This window comes from Heyndrickxia sp. FSL K6-6286, from assembly GCF_038630395.1.
GTDB classification, from domain to species: Bacteria; Bacillota; Bacilli; order Bacillales; family Bacillaceae_C; genus Heyndrickxia; species Heyndrickxia oleronia.
Map to the genome: position 1 here is coordinate 1,111,869 of NZ_CP152029.1, position 15,483 is coordinate 1,127,351.

The window sequence follows — 15,483 nt, forward strand, 5'->3', positions numbered from 1 at the left end:
GTTTTAACGCTTTAGAAAAAGATAAGGAGGGGAAGTATGAAGGTTGCAAACATGAAAATTCCGTTCAGCTATTATGGTTCCTATTTAGTTATCTCTCCAATCCACAGAAAAGGATCTGATCAAACCAAATTGTTTATCCGACATATTCGCGGAGGAGATGAACGAGATAGTTCACTTTTTGCCATTGAGATGTTACGTGGTGAAGAAAGCATTCATTACGATGTTGAGATGGAGCCCCATTTACTTTCGCTAATTGCGACAGATGGTAGCGGTGATTCAATTAAATGCTGTTTTAGCTCTGATTCTACGATTCGAATAAAAGGGAATCGCGTGGGACTAAAGCTTTCTGCTATAACAGGTGCTTATGATTATGCCGTGCGTTTTCCAGATACAACCTGGGAGATGAATAGTTTTATTCAAAAACGAAGATTTCGACTTATTCCTTTGGAAGGTTCACTGCTAGTGGATGCTCCGTTTGAGGTAGATAAGAGTAAGCATATTTTCGCCTATTGTAAGCCAGATGTGATGACCGAGGAATTTGATCTAGCGATTACTGAATATAATCTCGTTTTTGAAAAGGAATCCAACTTATCTCTTTCATTTAAAGAAAATGTTCTTCGTGCTGAAAAGGAATTTAAGCACTGGAAAGAGGGGATGTTAAAGATCCCTGATGTGTACAACAATGGATTTGACATGGCATCCTATATTACTTGGTCATGTGTAGTGAAACCGGATGGATTATTAAAGAGACCTGCCATGTATATGTCTAAAAACTGGATGACAAATATTTGGAGTTGGGATCATTGCTTTAATGCGATGGCACTTATTGAAAATAAGCCTGAACTTGCATGGGATCAGTTTTGTATTTTCTTCGATCAACAAGATCGTTCCGGCGCATTACCAGATTTCTTAAATGATCAAGGGGCATTGTGGAATTGCTGTAAACCACCTATTCATGGCTGGGCATTGAAGTGGATGATGGAAAAAACAACGTTTATTGACAATGAAAGATTAGTAGAGGTATATGAGCCATTAAAACGGTGGACCAATTGGTGGTTTTACCATCGTGACGATGATCAAGATGGAGTTTGTCAATATAATCATGGGAATGATAGCGGTTGGGATAATAGCACGGTTTTTGCAAAAGGAATTCCAGTCGAAACTCCAGATTTATCGGCGTTTTTAATTATACAAATGGATGTATTACAAAAAATTGCAAAACAATTAGGAAAAGCAAAAGAAGCGTTGGAATGGAAACAGCGAGCGGATGCCACTTTTTCCGCCATGATGGAGCATTTTTGGACAGAAAATGGATTTAGAGCCTGTTTATCTACCACTCATGAGACGATTAAATCTGATAGTCTCTTACTCTATATCCCTCTCATTTTAGGTGAGCGATTAACTAGTGAGCAAAGAAATATATTATTAACCAATTTATTAACGAAAAACAAGTTTAAGACAGAGCATGGTTTTGCAACGGAAAGTGTAACTAGTGATTATTATCGAGATGATGGTTATTGGCGAGGACCAATTTGGGCTCCTTCCACTATGCTCTTAATAGATGGATTATTAGCATGTGGAGAAGGAGATTTGGCAATCAAAATTGCAGAAGCGTTTTGTCAGATGGCAAATCAATCAGGTATGGCAGAAAATTTTAACGCGATGACTGGGGAAGGGCTGCGTGATCCTGCATTTACTTGGACCTCAAGTGTGTTTTTGATTGCGGGCAGTTTAATTAATAAGGAGTGTGTAACCAAGTGAATCGAGACTATTTTCAATTGAAAAATAAAGTATGTGTGATTACTGGAGCTGCATCGGGGATAGGGTTAGCAACAGCCCAATTATTAGCGGAGGTCGGCAGCAAGGTTGTATTGTTAGACATTAATGAAACAAATGGAAAAGAGGTGGAAGCGGATCTAAATAATCAAGGACGTTCAGCTCGATTTATTAAATGTGATGTAACAAAATCTGCAGATTGTCAACATGTTCAAGAACTGCTAGAGAAAGAGTATGGAAGTGTAGACGTACTATTTAATAATGCAGGAATTATTCGAAGAAAGAGTGTAGTGGAACTGGAGGAAAATGATTGGGATTTAGTTATCGATGTATCTTTAAAGGGTGTATATCTTCTATCTAAATATTTAATCCCTCTGATGGCTGCTGCTGGCGGTGGAAGTATTATTAATACTGGATCGGGATGGGGATTGAAAGGAGGAGATCAGGCGGCGGCGTATTGTGCGGCAAAAGCGGGTGTTGTTAATTTAACGAAAGCAATGGCGATTGACCATGGGCCACAAAATATTCGTGTGAATTGTATTTGCCCTGGTGATACAGATACACCATTACTTAGGGATGAAGCAAAGCAGCTAAATCTAAATGAAGATATATTTTTAATTTCGTCAGGTGCAGATCGTCCATTAGCGAGAATTGGTAAACCACAGGATATAGCCAACGGGGTATTATTTCTTGCTAGTGAACTTGCCTCATGGGTAACAGGAACAGAGCTAGTTGTTGATGGCGGTGGTTTAGCTTAAGTAACTATTTTAAGGAGGGAATTAGCGATGTCACAAAAAATACACCCATATATTCCAAATATGGTCCCAGAAATTCAGGAAGAGATGCTTAATGAGATAGGGGTCCAATCCGTTATGGAGTTATATAATTGTATTCCAAAAGAGCTTCAATTTCAGGGAAATATGGACCTGCCCAAGCCTTTAACGGAATATGAGCTTAGGAGATATATCGAAGCAATACTTCAAAAGAATATAAACACTAAGGAATATGTAAGCTTCTTAGGTGCAGGATGCTGGCAGCATTTTATCCCAGCTGTTTGCGATGAAATTAACCAACGTTCAGAGTTTTTGACTGCTTATGCTGGCGAACCATATGAGGATCATGGGCGCTTCCAGGCACTTTTTGAGTATCAAAGTTTATTAGCAGAATTAGTTGATATGGATGTGGTCAATGTACCCACCTTCGATTGGGGGCAAGCAGCGGCTACTTCAATTAGAATGGCTGCTAGGATAACTAAGAGGAAGAAAGTACTTCTTGCCAAAACTGTTGCTCCTGAACGAACAAAGATTATAACGAATTATGGCTCTCCTGATTTAGAATTTGAATTTATTGATTTTCAATTAGAATCTGGATTAATGAATCTTGAAGACTTAATAGTTAAATTATCTGAAGATGTTGCTGCCCTATATTTTGAAAATCCATCCTATCTGGGATTTATTGAGTCACAAGGGGAGACGATAGCAAAATTATTAAAGGAAAAAGGAGTCCTAATGATTGTAGGGGTTGATCCAATCTCACTTGGAATATTAGCTCCACCAAGTCATTATGGTGCAGATATCGTTTGTGGTGATTTACAACCACTTGGTATGCATATGAATTTTAGCGGAGGGCAAGCAGGATTTATTGCCACCCGTGATGAGGTTGAGTTTGTTCAGGAGTATCCATCTCGTTTATTCGGGATAATTCCTACTATTCAAAAAGGAGAGTATGGATTTGGTGACGTGGCCTATGACCGCACCTCCTTTGCATTACGTGAAAAGGGAAAAGAATCTGTTGGAACTCAAACAGCATTATGGGGAATAACAGCAGGCGTTTACTTAGCTTTAATGGGACCAGATGGGATGTCTGATGTAGGTCAAGCGATTAGACAAAATAGTCAATATGCTGTTAAACAGCTTGCAAATATAAAAGGCATAAAAGGATCACGTTTCCGATCCCCATTTTTTAAAGAATTTATAGTTGATTTTAATGAAACGGATATGACAGTAAAAGACATCAATCAAAAGCTTCTTCAATATAAAATCTTTGGGGGAAAAGATTTATCTATTGAATTTCCAGAGCTGGGTCAATGTGCTTTGTATTGTGTTACAGAGATTCACACAAAAGAGGATATTGATCGTCTAATTGATTCATTAACTGAAATCATTCAGAAATAGGGAGGAGCGAATGTGATGGAAATAAAGAAAAGGAATTTCAAGCATAATGTTGATTTTCATCAAGCGAAATGGAACGAACCGATTATTTTTGAATTACATCAAAAAGGAGAAAAGGGTGTTGAGGTTCCACCAGTGGATGAAGAAATCACTCAATTGGTTGGTGATGGAATATCCGATCTTCCTTTAGAGATGAAAAGAAAGAGTAAGGCTGCCCTTCCTGAAATAGGTCAAGCACGTGTTTTACGTCATTATCTTCGTCTGTCCCAAGAAACACTTGGCTCGGATTTTAATGTAGAAATTGGTCAAGGAACCTGTACGATGAAGTATATTCCAAAAATTAACGAGTTTCTTGTACGTGATCCTAAATTGACTGAACTTCACCCCTTGCAGGATGAATCGACTGTTCAGGGGATACTCGAAATTTTTTATAAGTTGGATTTATGTATGCGTGAAATTTCCGGAATGGATTGCTTTACTTTCCAGCCAAGTGGCGGTACACAAGCATTATATACAATGGCATCAATCGTAAGGAAGTATCACGAGGTACGAGGAGAAGGCGATCAACGTGATGAAATTATTACAACGATTTTTTCTCATCCTTCTCAAGCTGCAACAGCTGCTGTTAAGGGGTACAAAATTATAACCCTACATCCAGATGAAGACGGATTTCCAGATATAGAAAAATTAAAGGCAGTGGTTTCCGAGCGGACAGCTGGATTTGTTGTAGCAAATCCAGAGGATACAGGAATATTTAATGGGAAAATTAATGAATTTACAAAAGTTGTTCATGATGTAGGTGGGCTTTGCTATTATGATCAAGCTAATGCAAATGGGTTATTAGGCATTACACGTGCGAAAGAAGCAGGCTTTGACATGTGTTTCTTTAATCTTCATAAAACATTTGCAGCTCCTCACATGTGTGGTGGGCCAGCAACTGGGGCACTTGGAGTAATAGAAGATTTAAAGGAGTTTTTACCTACAGCAATTGTCGATTATAAAGACGATAAATATTACTTAAATGATGAATTACCGCATTCAATTGGCAAAATTCGCGCGTTTCATGGAGTAGCACAAACTGTTCTCCGTGCCTATGCATGGATTAGGGCATTAGGAGCAGATGGTTTAAAGGAAGTAGCAAAAACAGCAGTTCTAAACAATAATTATATGTATAGCAAGGTTCGAAAAATTAAAGGAGCAAGTGCTCCCTATATAAAAGGAAGCCGCTTAGAACAAGTTCGTTATAGCTGGGAAGGGCTAACAAAGGATACAGGGGTGACAACTGAGGATATACAAAGAAGAATGACTGATTTTGGATTACACTACTGGACGAGTCATCATCCATATATAGTGAAACAGCCTTTTACATTGGAGCCTACAGAATCATATTCGAAACAAGATTTAGATGAATATATTTCTGCGCTTGAACAAATTTCAAAAGAAGCTTATGAGAATCCAATGATTGTAAAAGAGGCTCCACATCAGAGTACTATTCACCAGCTAGATGAGCAGGATTTTCTTGATCATCCAGAGAAATGGTGTATTACTTGGAGAGCATATCAGAAGAAGGTTATTCATAAACAAAAAAGCATGAGTAAGTAAAAAAGTAAGATGAACCTATAAGATTGAGGTGACATGATAGTGACACTCTTTTTGAATAACGACATACGTAATCAGCATCTATTACAAAGAAATCGCCTAAGTCCAAGAGCCCATTTTATTTCTTTTTCTAATGTGAAAGATGCTTTAACCACTTATCCAGACATGGCTTCTTCGAAAAAATTATTAAATGGAAAATGGGATTTTTTTTATGCGGAGCATCCCACGATGATTCCAAAGAGTTTTTACCAAAAGGGGTATGATAGTTCGCAATGGGATAAGATTCAAGTTCCTGGAGTTTGGCAGCTTCAAGGCTATGGAAGACCGCATTATTCGGATCTATATTATCCATTTCCAGTGAATCCTCCACATGTACCTACAAAGAATCCTACAGGCTGCTATCGAAGAACCTTTTATATTCCAAAGGATTGGGATGGTCAAAATATTCATCTCCGATTTGAAGGGGTAGATAGCTCCTTTCATGTATGGGTGAATGGCCATGAAGTAGGTTATAGTCAAGGAAGCCGTTTGACCTCTGAATTTGATATTACCCCATTTATATCGGATGGCATGAATAGCATAGGTGTTCAAGTTTACCAATGGTGTGATGGGTCATACCTAGAGGATCAGGATATGTGGTGGTTTAGTGGAATTTTCCGAGATGTATATTTAATAGCTATACCTCAACAACATATCTATGATTTTTATGTAACAACAGACTTAGATGAACAATATGACAATGCCTCTTTAGATATACGGGCAACGATTAGAAATACCGGTGAACAGGAAGAAAGACTATCGTTATCATACCAGTTACTAGATAAGAATGAATGTGTAGCTGCTGGTGAATCTTCATTACAATTGGTGAAGGCGGATTCTTCCATCTCAATCAGTGTCAAACAACTTGTCACCTCACCGCGTAAATGGTCAGCAGAAGATCCTAATTTATATACTTTGCTCTTAATCTTGAAAAATATTAATGGGAAAACAATAGAAGTGATTCCTTACCGTGTTGGATTCAGATCTATTGAAATTAAAGATGGTCTATTAAAAATAAATGGGACGACGATTTTGTTTAAAGGTGTTAATCGTCATGATCATGATCCGGATACCGGGCGGACAGTTTCATATGAGACAATGAAAAAAGATATTATAATGATGAAGCAATTTAATATTAATGCAGTTCGTACAGCACATTATCCGAATGATCCAAGATTTTACGAATTATGTGATGAGTACGGTCTTTATGTCATTGATGAAACAGATTTAGAGACTCATGGATTTGAATTATTGGGAAATGAGAATCAGTTAAGTGATGATCCAAGCTGGGAGACAGCTTATGTGGAGAGAGTCGAGCGAATGGTAGAACGTGATAAGAATCATCCATGTATTATTATGTGGTCGCTTGGCAATGAATCGGGATTTGGTCGTAATTTTGAAGCGATGTATAAACGATGTAAAGAAATCGATCCTACTAGAATTGTTCATTACGAAGGAGACCGAGAAACAAAAGCAACGGATATTTATAGTACAATGTATTCTTCGGTCGATCGAATTCTCGATTTTGCTAAATCCGATAATTGGAATAAACCTCATATCTTATGCGAATTTGCCCATGCGATGGGGAATGGACCTGGTGGATTAAAGGAATATTGGGATGCGATTGAACAATTTGATCGCTTGCAGGGTGGCTTTGTATGGGAATGGATCGATCATGGGTTACGCCAATTCACGCCAGAAGGAGATATGTATTTTGCCTATGGTGGAGATTTCGGAGATGAACCAAATAATAGTAATTTTTGTTTAGATGGATTAGTAAATTCTGAAAGGGTGCCATCTCCAGGACTGTATCAATATAAAAAGATCATCGAACCAGTGAGTGTAAAAGTTGTCGATGTAAAAGAAGGGATCTTTCAATTAGAGAATCGTTATAATTTCTTATCACTCGACCATTTAGAGTGTAGTTGGAGAATCGAAGGTAATGGTGATTTCGTTGCAAGTGGAACAGTCGAATTGCCCTATATTTGTGCAAATTCAATAGGAGAGATTTGTCTTCCAATCAGCCATATCAAGAAACTAGAGAATGTAGATTATAAACTGAATCTATTGTTTTCATTAAAATTAGATACAAAATGGGCGAAAAAAGGACATGAAATTGCTTGGGCTCAAATTGATTTGCCTAATGAGAAATTGGATGAAATCAAGCAGATGCCATCCTCGTTAGAACCTATTTTTATAAATGATCATTCAAACATTTTAGTCATTCATGGTTATGAATTTGAGATACAATTCTCAAAAATTGATGGAAGAATAATTTCCTGGATTTCAAATGAACAATCAATGATGGAGAAAGGGCCAAGATTGAATTTTTGGCGTGCCATGACAGATAATGAAATGTATATGGTGAAAAAGTGGAAAGAAGCATATTTACACATGCTCGTGCACGATGTTAAGAAAATAGATTATGATCAGTTAGATGCTTCAACCATCAAAGTTCGTGTGGAAGAAATGATTTCTCCATTAGTAACTGGATGGGGAGTAGAATGTTCATACGAATACATCATCCAAGGGAATGGTTTAGTTCAATTAGCTGTCAGTGGTAAGCCATTTGGGAAACTACCTGATACGTGGCCAAAAGTTGGACTGGAAATGCAACTACCGTCTGATTTTCATCATGTAAGCTGGTATGGAAGAGGACCACTTGAAAATTACCCAGATAGTAAGGAAGCCTGTAGGATAGGGCATTATCGCAAAACAGTAGATCAATTATTTTATCCTTACGAATTTCCACAGGAAAATGGAAATAGAAGCGATGTAAAATGGGTGAGCTTCCATAATGGAAATCATCTCGGATTGTTAGCGGTTGGGGAACAAGACATGAATTTTAGTGCTCATTATTTTACTAAAGAGGATATTGATGAAGCGAAGCATCATTATCAATTAAAAAAACGTGATTTTATTACTTTAAATATAGATTATCAATTAAATGGGTTAGGCAGTAACAGTTGTGGTCCGGGCCCATTACCTAAGTATCAGCTAAATCCAGTAGAATTTCAATTTAATGTCACATTCACTCCATTTTATGGTAATGAGGAAATAGGGAAATATTTGAGTAAGCGCATAACATAAGTAGTGGGACTGTCTGAATTCAAAGTGTCAGACAGTCCCTATTTTTATTTAGGTAAAGTTTTAACATATATAAATTAGTAAAGCCTGTTCTTTTTATGGAGAAAAGAGCTACAAATTTCATAAAAACAGCTTTTATTTATAAATGTAAATAGGTATGTTTATGGAAGGCGTCCCTGCAGCATATGGGGCTATTTCATATTCTTGGAAAACAAGACCTATCCCTTCTTTTGTATAATTGAAGGAAGTATCCTTATTAATTGTAAAATCATTAGTAGTAGGATCGAAAAACAAATCTGGATGCTTTAGCATATAATCGGAAACATATTTTTTTACTTTTTGATAGGATTTTTTTGATTTTAACACATCATTTAATGTGATTTTGTAACCAGATGAAATGTTGAAATTATAGGAAGTAACGACGCTCATCCCATGAGCTCCACCCGTATATGAGTCATCATATAGTAAAATACTTAACACACCCCCAGCATTATATTTTACTTCATATCTAGTGTTTAAAGTAAAGTTACAAGAGGAAGGATTTTCTTTACAGAAATCCTCATTTTTTACTTCTTTTTCATTTTCTTTTAATTGAAGATAAGACTGATACGAATGTTCCACATGTGAGGTGAGTACAGCATTAATCTTTTTTTGTGCTGTATTATTTTTTAAACCAGATACTTGGGGATAGATTAAAAATGATTTTCCTTTATAAAGTGTGTCGGTGATTTTTACTTTTGAAGATGCGGCACTGGATTTGTTCGTGAGAGAAGATGTGAAAAAGGCCAACGGAAACATAAGCAAAAGGCTCAATACGATCTTAAACAATTTTGATTTTCCCATTCAATCAACCTCCTAAAAAGTTTATTACCTCCATATTATACAGTGAATTATTGCTTTTAAAAAGAAGGTCTGTTCTCGTATAATTTGTTGCTTTTGTAAAAGCCCAACTACCGGCTTTTTACTCCCAATAAAGGATTCTAGCGGTTCTTATGGAGATTGTAGCTCTTTTCTCTGTAAAATGAAACGTGTAGCGATCCTCAGTTGATATTTATTTGTAATAACTTTACTTAAATAGCAACAATGTTTGAGAAAAGAGCCAAAAGAAAGGAAAATAATAAATTCTGATACTTCGACGATTTTAAAATGATAAAATGTCGAAATAAATAGTGTTGACTTAGGTAAGGGTAGTATAGTACGATTTAAATCGTAATAATTACGATTTGTGTTTTATACATATCCTTATATACTGATATACACTTTTTTATTGTATACATATCTCAACGAAAATATCTGATTCACTGAGTGTTAAGGATAAAATATAAGACTTAAATCGTAATGATTACAATTTATAGTTAGGAGGTCTAGATGTGAATGATAGCAAAATACCTGTCACGGTTTTAAGCGGATACTTAGGGGCTGGAAAAACGACTATTTTAAATCATATTTTAAAAAATCGTGAAGGCTTAAAGGTCGCTGTTATTGTTAACGATATGAGCGAAATAAATGTGGATGCTGAGCTAATAAAGCAAGGTGGTGGTATACGGAGAACAGAGGAAAAGCTAGTCGAGTTATCGAATGGCTGCATTTGCTGTACATTAAGAGAGGATTTATTAATAGAAGTACAGAAACTTGCTAGCCAGGGGGATATCGATTATATCCTGATTGAATCAACTGGCATCAGTGAACCAATCCCGGTTGCCCAGACATTTTCATATATAGATGACCAATTAGGGATCGATCTATCAAATGTTTGTAGGCTAGATACGATGGTTACAGTCGTGGATGCAAATCGTTTTTGGCATGATCTTTCTTCTGGAGAGTCATTGCTAGAGAGAAATCAAGCAATGGGGGAAGGGGATGTAAGAACAATCTCTGATTTACTTATTGATCAAATAGAATTCTGTAATGTTTTAGTCATCAATAAATGTGACCTGCTTCCAGAAGAACAATTAGACCAACTTGAATGTATATTGAGAAAACTTCAGCCCGAAGCAAGGCTGATTCGGTCAATGAATGGAGTAATCAATCCGACAGATATTTTAAATACGAACCTGTTTGACTTTGATCTTGCTAGTCAATCTCCAGGGTGGTTAAAAGAATTGGAAGTAGTTGAACATGTACCGGAAACGGAGGAATATGGAATACAATCATTCGTTTACCGTAGTCGAATCCCTTTTCATACAGAAAGGTTAAATCAATGGATCGAGGAAATGCCAGAGGAAATTATTCGGGCAAAAGGTCTAATTTGGTGTGCGACAAGAAATGATCTGGCATTATTATTATCCCAGGCTGGACCATCAGTACAACTTGAGCCTGTGGCTTACTGGGTGGCCGCATTACCGAAAGAACAACAAGACGTTTATCTAAGGGACAATCAAGAATTAATGGAACAATGGGATGCAATATACGGTGATCGGAAGACAGAGCTAGTGCTAATTGGAATAGAAATGGAAAAAGAGCGAATTATTCAATCGTTAAATCAATGCTTATTAACGAAGGAAGAAATGGAAGGGGACTGGAGTTTACTTCAAGACCCATTTGAATGGTTAAGCAATTGATGATCTTTCGATCTTAAATCGTAATAATTCTTTTTTATATTAATTAAGGAGGAAATATGCATGGCAAAAAAGTCAAAAATCGTTAAGGAGCAAAAGAGACAAGCGCTAGTAGCTAAGTATGCTGAAAAAAGAAAGGAATTGAAGGAAAAAGGTGATTATCGAGCATTAAGTAAATTACCTAGAGATTCTTCCCCAACACGACGTACTTATCGATGTGAGGTAACTGGTCGCCCAAGAGGGGTATTAAGAAAGTTTAAAATGTCACGAATCATATTCCGGGAACTTGCTCATAAAGGTCAAATTCCCGGAGTAAAAAAATCATCGTGGTAATTGTGTAATTTAAAATATGGAGGCAGAAATATGAGAGTGAAAATAACATTAGCGTGCACGGAAACCGGGGAGAGAAATTATATAACAACGAAAAACAAGCGACAACATCCTGACCGGTTAGAATTAATGAAATATTGTCCACGCTTAAAGAGGCGCACATTGCATAGAGAGACAAAATAAAGAGAAAAACAAAATTTCAAAAAAGAGGGGAAACGTGAATAATGAACAGTATACAAATAAAATCAATCCTGATGCTAGTTGTTGCAATCATTCTAATGGTCGGTTGCGGAAAAGTGACAGGATCATCAAATACAAAATCAAAAAAAGATGCATTAAACGATAAAATAAAAGTAATCGCTACATTTTATCCAATGTATGAATTTACAAAACAAATTGCCGGTGATAAAGCAGATGTGCAATTACTAATTCCATCTACTATTGAACCTCATGATTGGGAACCAACTCCAAAAGATATGGCGAATATTCAAAAGGCAGATGTATTTATATTTAATAGTGAATATATGGAAAGCTGGGTGCCTAGTATCCGTAAAAGTATCTCCAATAATAATGTAGATTTTGTTGAAGCAAGTAAAGGTATTACACTGAAGAAGGGCGTTGAAGAGGAAGAGCATGAGCATGAGCATGATCATGGGGATCACGATCATGAAGGAGATACAAATGCTCATGATTCTAGTGAGGAACATGAGCATCATCATCATCATGAATTTGACCCACATGTTTGGCTAAGTCCTGTGCTGGCACAACATGAAGTTAAAACGATTACAGAAGCTCTTATTAAAGCAGATCCCAAAAATAAAGAAGAGTATGAGAAAAATAGTGTTGCCTTTATTAAAAAACTTAAGAAACTAGACAGTGATTTCCGCGAAGGATTAAAGGATATTAAGCAAAAAGAGATAGTCACCCAACATGCCGCATTTGGCTATTTAACAAATGAGTATGGACTAATCCAAGTACCGATTGCTGGATTATCTCCCGATATCGAACCTAGTGCCGCAAAAATGAAAGAGATTAAGGATTTTTCTAAGAAAAATAGTGTAAAGGTCATTTATTTTGAAGAACTTGCCTCTCCTAAGGTTGCTGAAACTCTTGCTAATGAAATTGGAGCTAAAACAGAAGTTCTAAATACGTTAGAAGGTTTAAGTAAGGAGGATCAGGAAAATGGGTTTGACTATATTAAAGTGATGGAAAAGAATTTACAAACATTACTAAAATACCAAAAATAATTTGATAGGGTTGTCAAAAAGACAACCCTATCAAATTATCATCTTAGAATACAGTATTTACATTGTTCAAGGAAGCTATTAAAAGAAATAAGTTTAAACAAAAAAATGGAGAAATCTTCACTATCAGCCTGCATTTATTTGTTTTCGAAACTAATTTAAAGGGCTATTTGATCAATGGATGGTCTAAGCACACCTTGAATATATTCTTTGCCTGAGTATAGTTGCCCATTCATCGCTCGGAACATAAGGTGCTCCTCAGTAAATTCAGTTGGTGATGATAGTCCTGCAGCACCTGCAAGATTAAATAGACCCTCGCGTGTTGAAACGACATAGTTACATACACGATACATTTTTTCTTCGACAACTAATGCTTTCTCACGATTTGGATCTGTCGTTGCGACGCCAACAGGACATGTATTGGAATGGCATGTTTGCGCCATAATGCAGCCTACTGAAATCATAAATGCTCTTGCTGTATTGATTAAATCAGCTCCTAAACATAGTGCATATGCCATTTTATCAGGAGTGATTAATTTACCTGAAGCAATAATCTTTACATGCTCACGAATTTTATATTTTTTTAGCAATTGGTGAACGATTGGAAGGGCGGTATACAGCGGTAATCCAGGTCCATCGGCTAGCTCCTGGTAGGTTGCACCAGTTCCTCCTTCACCACCATCAACTGTAATAAAGTCAGGATATTTACCTACCGTTGCCATAGTTTTCACCATTTCTTCGACTTCATCACGGTTACCTACAACAATTTTCATCCCGACTGGTTTTCCACCAATATCTCTTAATTGAGTGATAAAATCTAATAACCCTTTTGTATCATGAAATTGGCGGAATCGATTCGGACTATCTATTGTTGTCCAAGGTGGTACACTTCGAATTTCCGCAATTTCGGGAGTCACTTTTTCTGCTTCAACATGTCCTCCACGTATTTTGGCTCCTTGAGCAAGCTTTAATTCAAAAGCTTTTACTTGTTCGATTTCGCTTTTTTCCTTAAAACGTTCCCATGAGAATTCACCATCTTCGGTCCGGTAGCCAAATAATCCAGGGCTGATTTGAGCGATGATATCGACATTACCTTTTTGATGGTGAGAGGAAAGCCCTCCTTCACCAGTATTCATCCATGTACCACTAGCCAATGAAAGCCCTTTTGAAAGAGCAGTAATTGCATTTTTTCCAAGTGAGCCGTAACTCATTGCGGACTGACCAATTAGTCCCTTCACATAAAACGGTTTTTTACATTGATCTTTTCCAATGATGATTTGATCATCATCAGACAATAAATAAGGATCAATATCAGCCTTTTCGGAATGCTCTTTACGACTCATTAGTTTTTCGTTATCGATTTTATATAAAAAAGTTGAAATTTTCGGACTTTGATTGATGCGCAAATCCTCTCTTTGTTTTGGAAACATTGCATTTCTTATATAAAAGCCAGATTCCTCGAAATTGCGTTGCGATCCAAAAGAGGTGATTCTTTGCTTATACTTTCCTGATTTCACGACACCCTCATATTGGTTACGTGAAAAAGGCTTTCCTTCATCATTATTTAAAAATAAATATTGTCTTAATTCAGGTCCAATTTTTTCTACAATATAACGAACCCGACCAAGAACAGGGTAATTTCGTAAAACTGCATGTTCTTTCTGCCGTGCATCACGATAGGAAATTAAAAAATAAAAACCGAGAGGCAAAATAAAAACTGCTAACATTAGAATGAAAATAATGACGATCATTGCTTGTGTCCACCCCATCTTACCACCATCCCTTAAATAGAAGTCTTTTAAACTAACTAAAACATAAACAATGCTACAACTGCAAGTAAAAAAATTCCTAATGATTGGCTTCATTTATGGATAGTTATAAAGGAGGATTATGCAGAGAATGGTCTATTAAGAGGGCAGCCCTTTTAATAGACAACCCCCTACATGTGGCATGTGAATATGCCCGACACATTATGAAAAAAAACCTTTCCAGAAAATGTTTAGAATGTTTTCTGATGTCTCTTCTATTGAAGAAAAAATCGGAGTCCCATCGGGGAATTTATAATTCCCAACTTTAATAAGGGCAAGGTAGGATTGTGTCGCAAATGTAACATTTACCTTTGGTATTTCTCCATTATCAACGGCAAGCTGAAGAGCATCTTGAATCCCTTCATACATTTTATGCTCAACCATTCTCATTTCAAGAATTTGTTCATCGGAGAGATCTGTTTTAGATTCCCGCATAAATGCTTCAAGATCGAGAGTGGTTGTTGCTTGCAAGTGGGCGGTCGTTACATCTAAAAGTCTTTCAAATAAAGGCTTATCTGATGTCATCAACAAGTCAATACGACATTTTATACGTTCCATTAAAGAAACAATTGATTCCTTGTAGAGCTCTGCCTTTGAGTCAAAATAATAATAAACGGTTGCTTTAGTTACTCCAGCATTCATTGCAACATCGTCAATCGAAACTTTTTGAAATCCACTTTCAAGAAACAAGCGAGCAGCAGTTTCTAAAATCAATTCATTTCTAGGCTTTTCAAGATGATTCGTTTTTGGTCTACCAAGTGGTCGTCCATTTTTTTTTATTTCCATAGTAATGCCTCCAAAAAATATTTATAAATAAATTTACGTTTTCTTTGATAATTAACTAACCAGTATATATAATTAATTATAGCAT

At 36.6% G+C, this 15,483-nt stretch carries 12 protein-coding genes; 9 read left to right on the forward strand and 3 right to left on the reverse strand.

What is annotated here, in order from left to right; all coding sequences use genetic code 11:
* Positions 1-36 precede the first annotated feature (36 nt).
* From MHI39_RS05580 to ebgA, 5 genes are read left to right on the forward strand one after another with little or no spacing between them, the layout of a single operon-like run.
* A complete protein-coding gene (locus MHI39_RS05580) occupies positions 37-1,761 on the forward strand; it encodes a trehalase family glycosidase (RefSeq protein WP_071975093.1) in 1,725 nt (574 codons plus the stop codon).
* Positions 1,758-2,534 (forward strand): SDR family NAD(P)-dependent oxidoreductase, encoded by a 777-nt coding sequence (locus MHI39_RS05585; RefSeq protein ID WP_071975092.1) that lies wholly within the window; start codon positions 1,758-1,760, stop codon positions 2,532-2,534. The genes MHI39_RS05580 and MHI39_RS05585 overlap by 4 nt, the downstream gene beginning before the upstream one ends.
* Positions 2,535-2,561: 27 nt before the next feature.
* On the forward strand, positions 2,562-3,950 hold the full coding sequence (gcvPA, locus tag MHI39_RS05590; protein WP_342540859.1) for an aminomethyl-transferring glycine dehydrogenase subunit GcvPA: 1,389 nt from the start codon (positions 2,562-2,564) through the stop codon (positions 3,948-3,950).
* A 15-nt stretch (positions 3,951-3,965) separates the two neighbouring features.
* Positions 3,966-5,549, forward strand: a complete 1,584-nt coding sequence (gene gcvPB / locus MHI39_RS05595; protein ID WP_152984751.1) for an aminomethyl-transferring glycine dehydrogenase subunit GcvPB — start codon at positions 3,966-3,968, stop codon at positions 5,547-5,549.
* Between the two features lie 39 nt (positions 5,550-5,588).
* A complete protein-coding gene (gene ebgA, locus MHI39_RS05600) occupies positions 5,589-8,675 on the forward strand; it encodes a beta-galactosidase subunit alpha (RefSeq protein WP_259549180.1) in 3,087 nt (1,028 codons plus the stop codon).
* A gap of 132 nt (positions 8,676-8,807) precedes the next feature.
* Here ebgA and MHI39_RS05605 read toward each other — a convergent pair whose 3' ends face one another.
* On the reverse strand, positions 8,808-9,515 hold the full coding sequence (locus MHI39_RS05605; protein ID WP_078109654.1) for a DUF3298 and DUF4163 domain-containing protein: 708 nt from the start codon (positions 9,513-9,515) through the stop codon (positions 8,808-8,810).
* Between the two features lie 527 nt (positions 9,516-10,042).
* On the opposite strand from MHI39_RS05605, the gene MHI39_RS05610 reads away from it, so the two are divergent.
* The 4 genes from MHI39_RS05610 (at position 10,043) to MHI39_RS05625 (ending at position 12,807) form a co-directional block, all read left to right on the forward strand.
* A complete protein-coding gene (locus MHI39_RS05610) occupies positions 10,043-11,233 on the forward strand; it encodes a GTP-binding protein (RefSeq protein WP_342540860.1) in 1,191 nt (396 codons plus the stop codon).
* Between the two features lie 60 nt (positions 11,234-11,293).
* Positions 11,294-11,563, forward strand: a complete 270-nt coding sequence (gene rpsN, locus MHI39_RS05615; protein WP_180212082.1) for a 30S ribosomal protein S14 — start codon at positions 11,294-11,296, stop codon at positions 11,561-11,563.
* 30 nt (positions 11,564-11,593) lie between these two features.
* Positions 11,594-11,743: a 50S ribosomal protein L33 gene (gene rpmG, locus MHI39_RS05620; protein WP_071975086.1), complete on the forward strand. Its 150-nt coding sequence runs from the start codon at positions 11,594-11,596 to the stop codon at positions 11,741-11,743.
* A 71-nt stretch (positions 11,744-11,814) separates the two neighbouring features.
* Positions 11,815-12,807: a metal ABC transporter substrate-binding protein gene (locus tag MHI39_RS05625; protein ID WP_342541423.1), complete on the forward strand. Its 993-nt coding sequence runs from the start codon at positions 11,815-11,817 to the stop codon at positions 12,805-12,807.
* Positions 12,808-12,962: 155 nt separating this feature from the next.
* Here MHI39_RS05625 and MHI39_RS05630 read toward each other — a convergent pair whose 3' ends face one another.
* The gene (locus MHI39_RS05630; RefSeq protein WP_342540861.1) at positions 12,963-14,573 is read right to left on the reverse strand and encodes an FMN-binding glutamate synthase family protein; all 1,611 of its coding nucleotides are present in this window, start codon (positions 14,571-14,573) and stop codon (positions 12,963-12,965) included.
* Positions 14,574-14,774: 201 nt separating this feature from the next.
* Positions 14,775-15,398, reverse strand: a complete 624-nt coding sequence (locus tag MHI39_RS05635; RefSeq protein ID WP_079991130.1) for a TetR/AcrR family transcriptional regulator — start codon at positions 15,396-15,398, stop codon at positions 14,775-14,777.
* Between the last annotated feature and the right edge of the window lie 85 nt (positions 15,399-15,483).

Coding starts and splice junctions, on each gene's coding strand:
- MHI39_RS05580 (WP_071975093.1), top strand. CDS start 37: ATGAAGGTTGCAAACATGAAAATTCCGTTCAGCTATTATGGTTCCTAT.
- gcvPA (WP_342540859.1), top strand. CDS start 2,562: ATGTCACAAAAAATACACCCATATATTCCAAATATGGTCCCAGAAATT.
- gcvPB (WP_152984751.1), top strand. CDS start 3,966: ATGGAAATAAAGAAAAGGAATTTCAAGCATAATGTTGATTTTCATCAA.
- MHI39_RS05605 (WP_078109654.1), bottom strand. CDS start 9,515: ATGGGAAAATCAAAATTGTTTAAGATCGTATTGAGCCTTTTGCTTATG.
- rpsN (WP_180212082.1), top strand. CDS start 11,294: ATGGCAAAAAAGTCAAAAATCGTTAAGGAGCAAAAGAGACAAGCGCTA.
- rpmG (WP_071975086.1), top strand. CDS start 11,594: ATGAGAGTGAAAATAACATTAGCGTGCACGGAAACCGGGGAGAGAAAT.
- MHI39_RS05625 (WP_342541423.1), top strand. CDS start 11,815: ATGCTAGTTGTTGCAATCATTCTAATGGTCGGTTGCGGAAAAGTGACA.
- MHI39_RS05630 (WP_342540861.1), bottom strand. CDS start 14,573: ATGGGGTGGACACAAGCAATGATCGTCATTATTTTCATTCTAATGTTA.
- MHI39_RS05635 (WP_079991130.1), bottom strand. CDS start 15,398: ATGGAAATAAAAAAAAATGGACGACCACTTGGTAGACCAAAAACGAAT.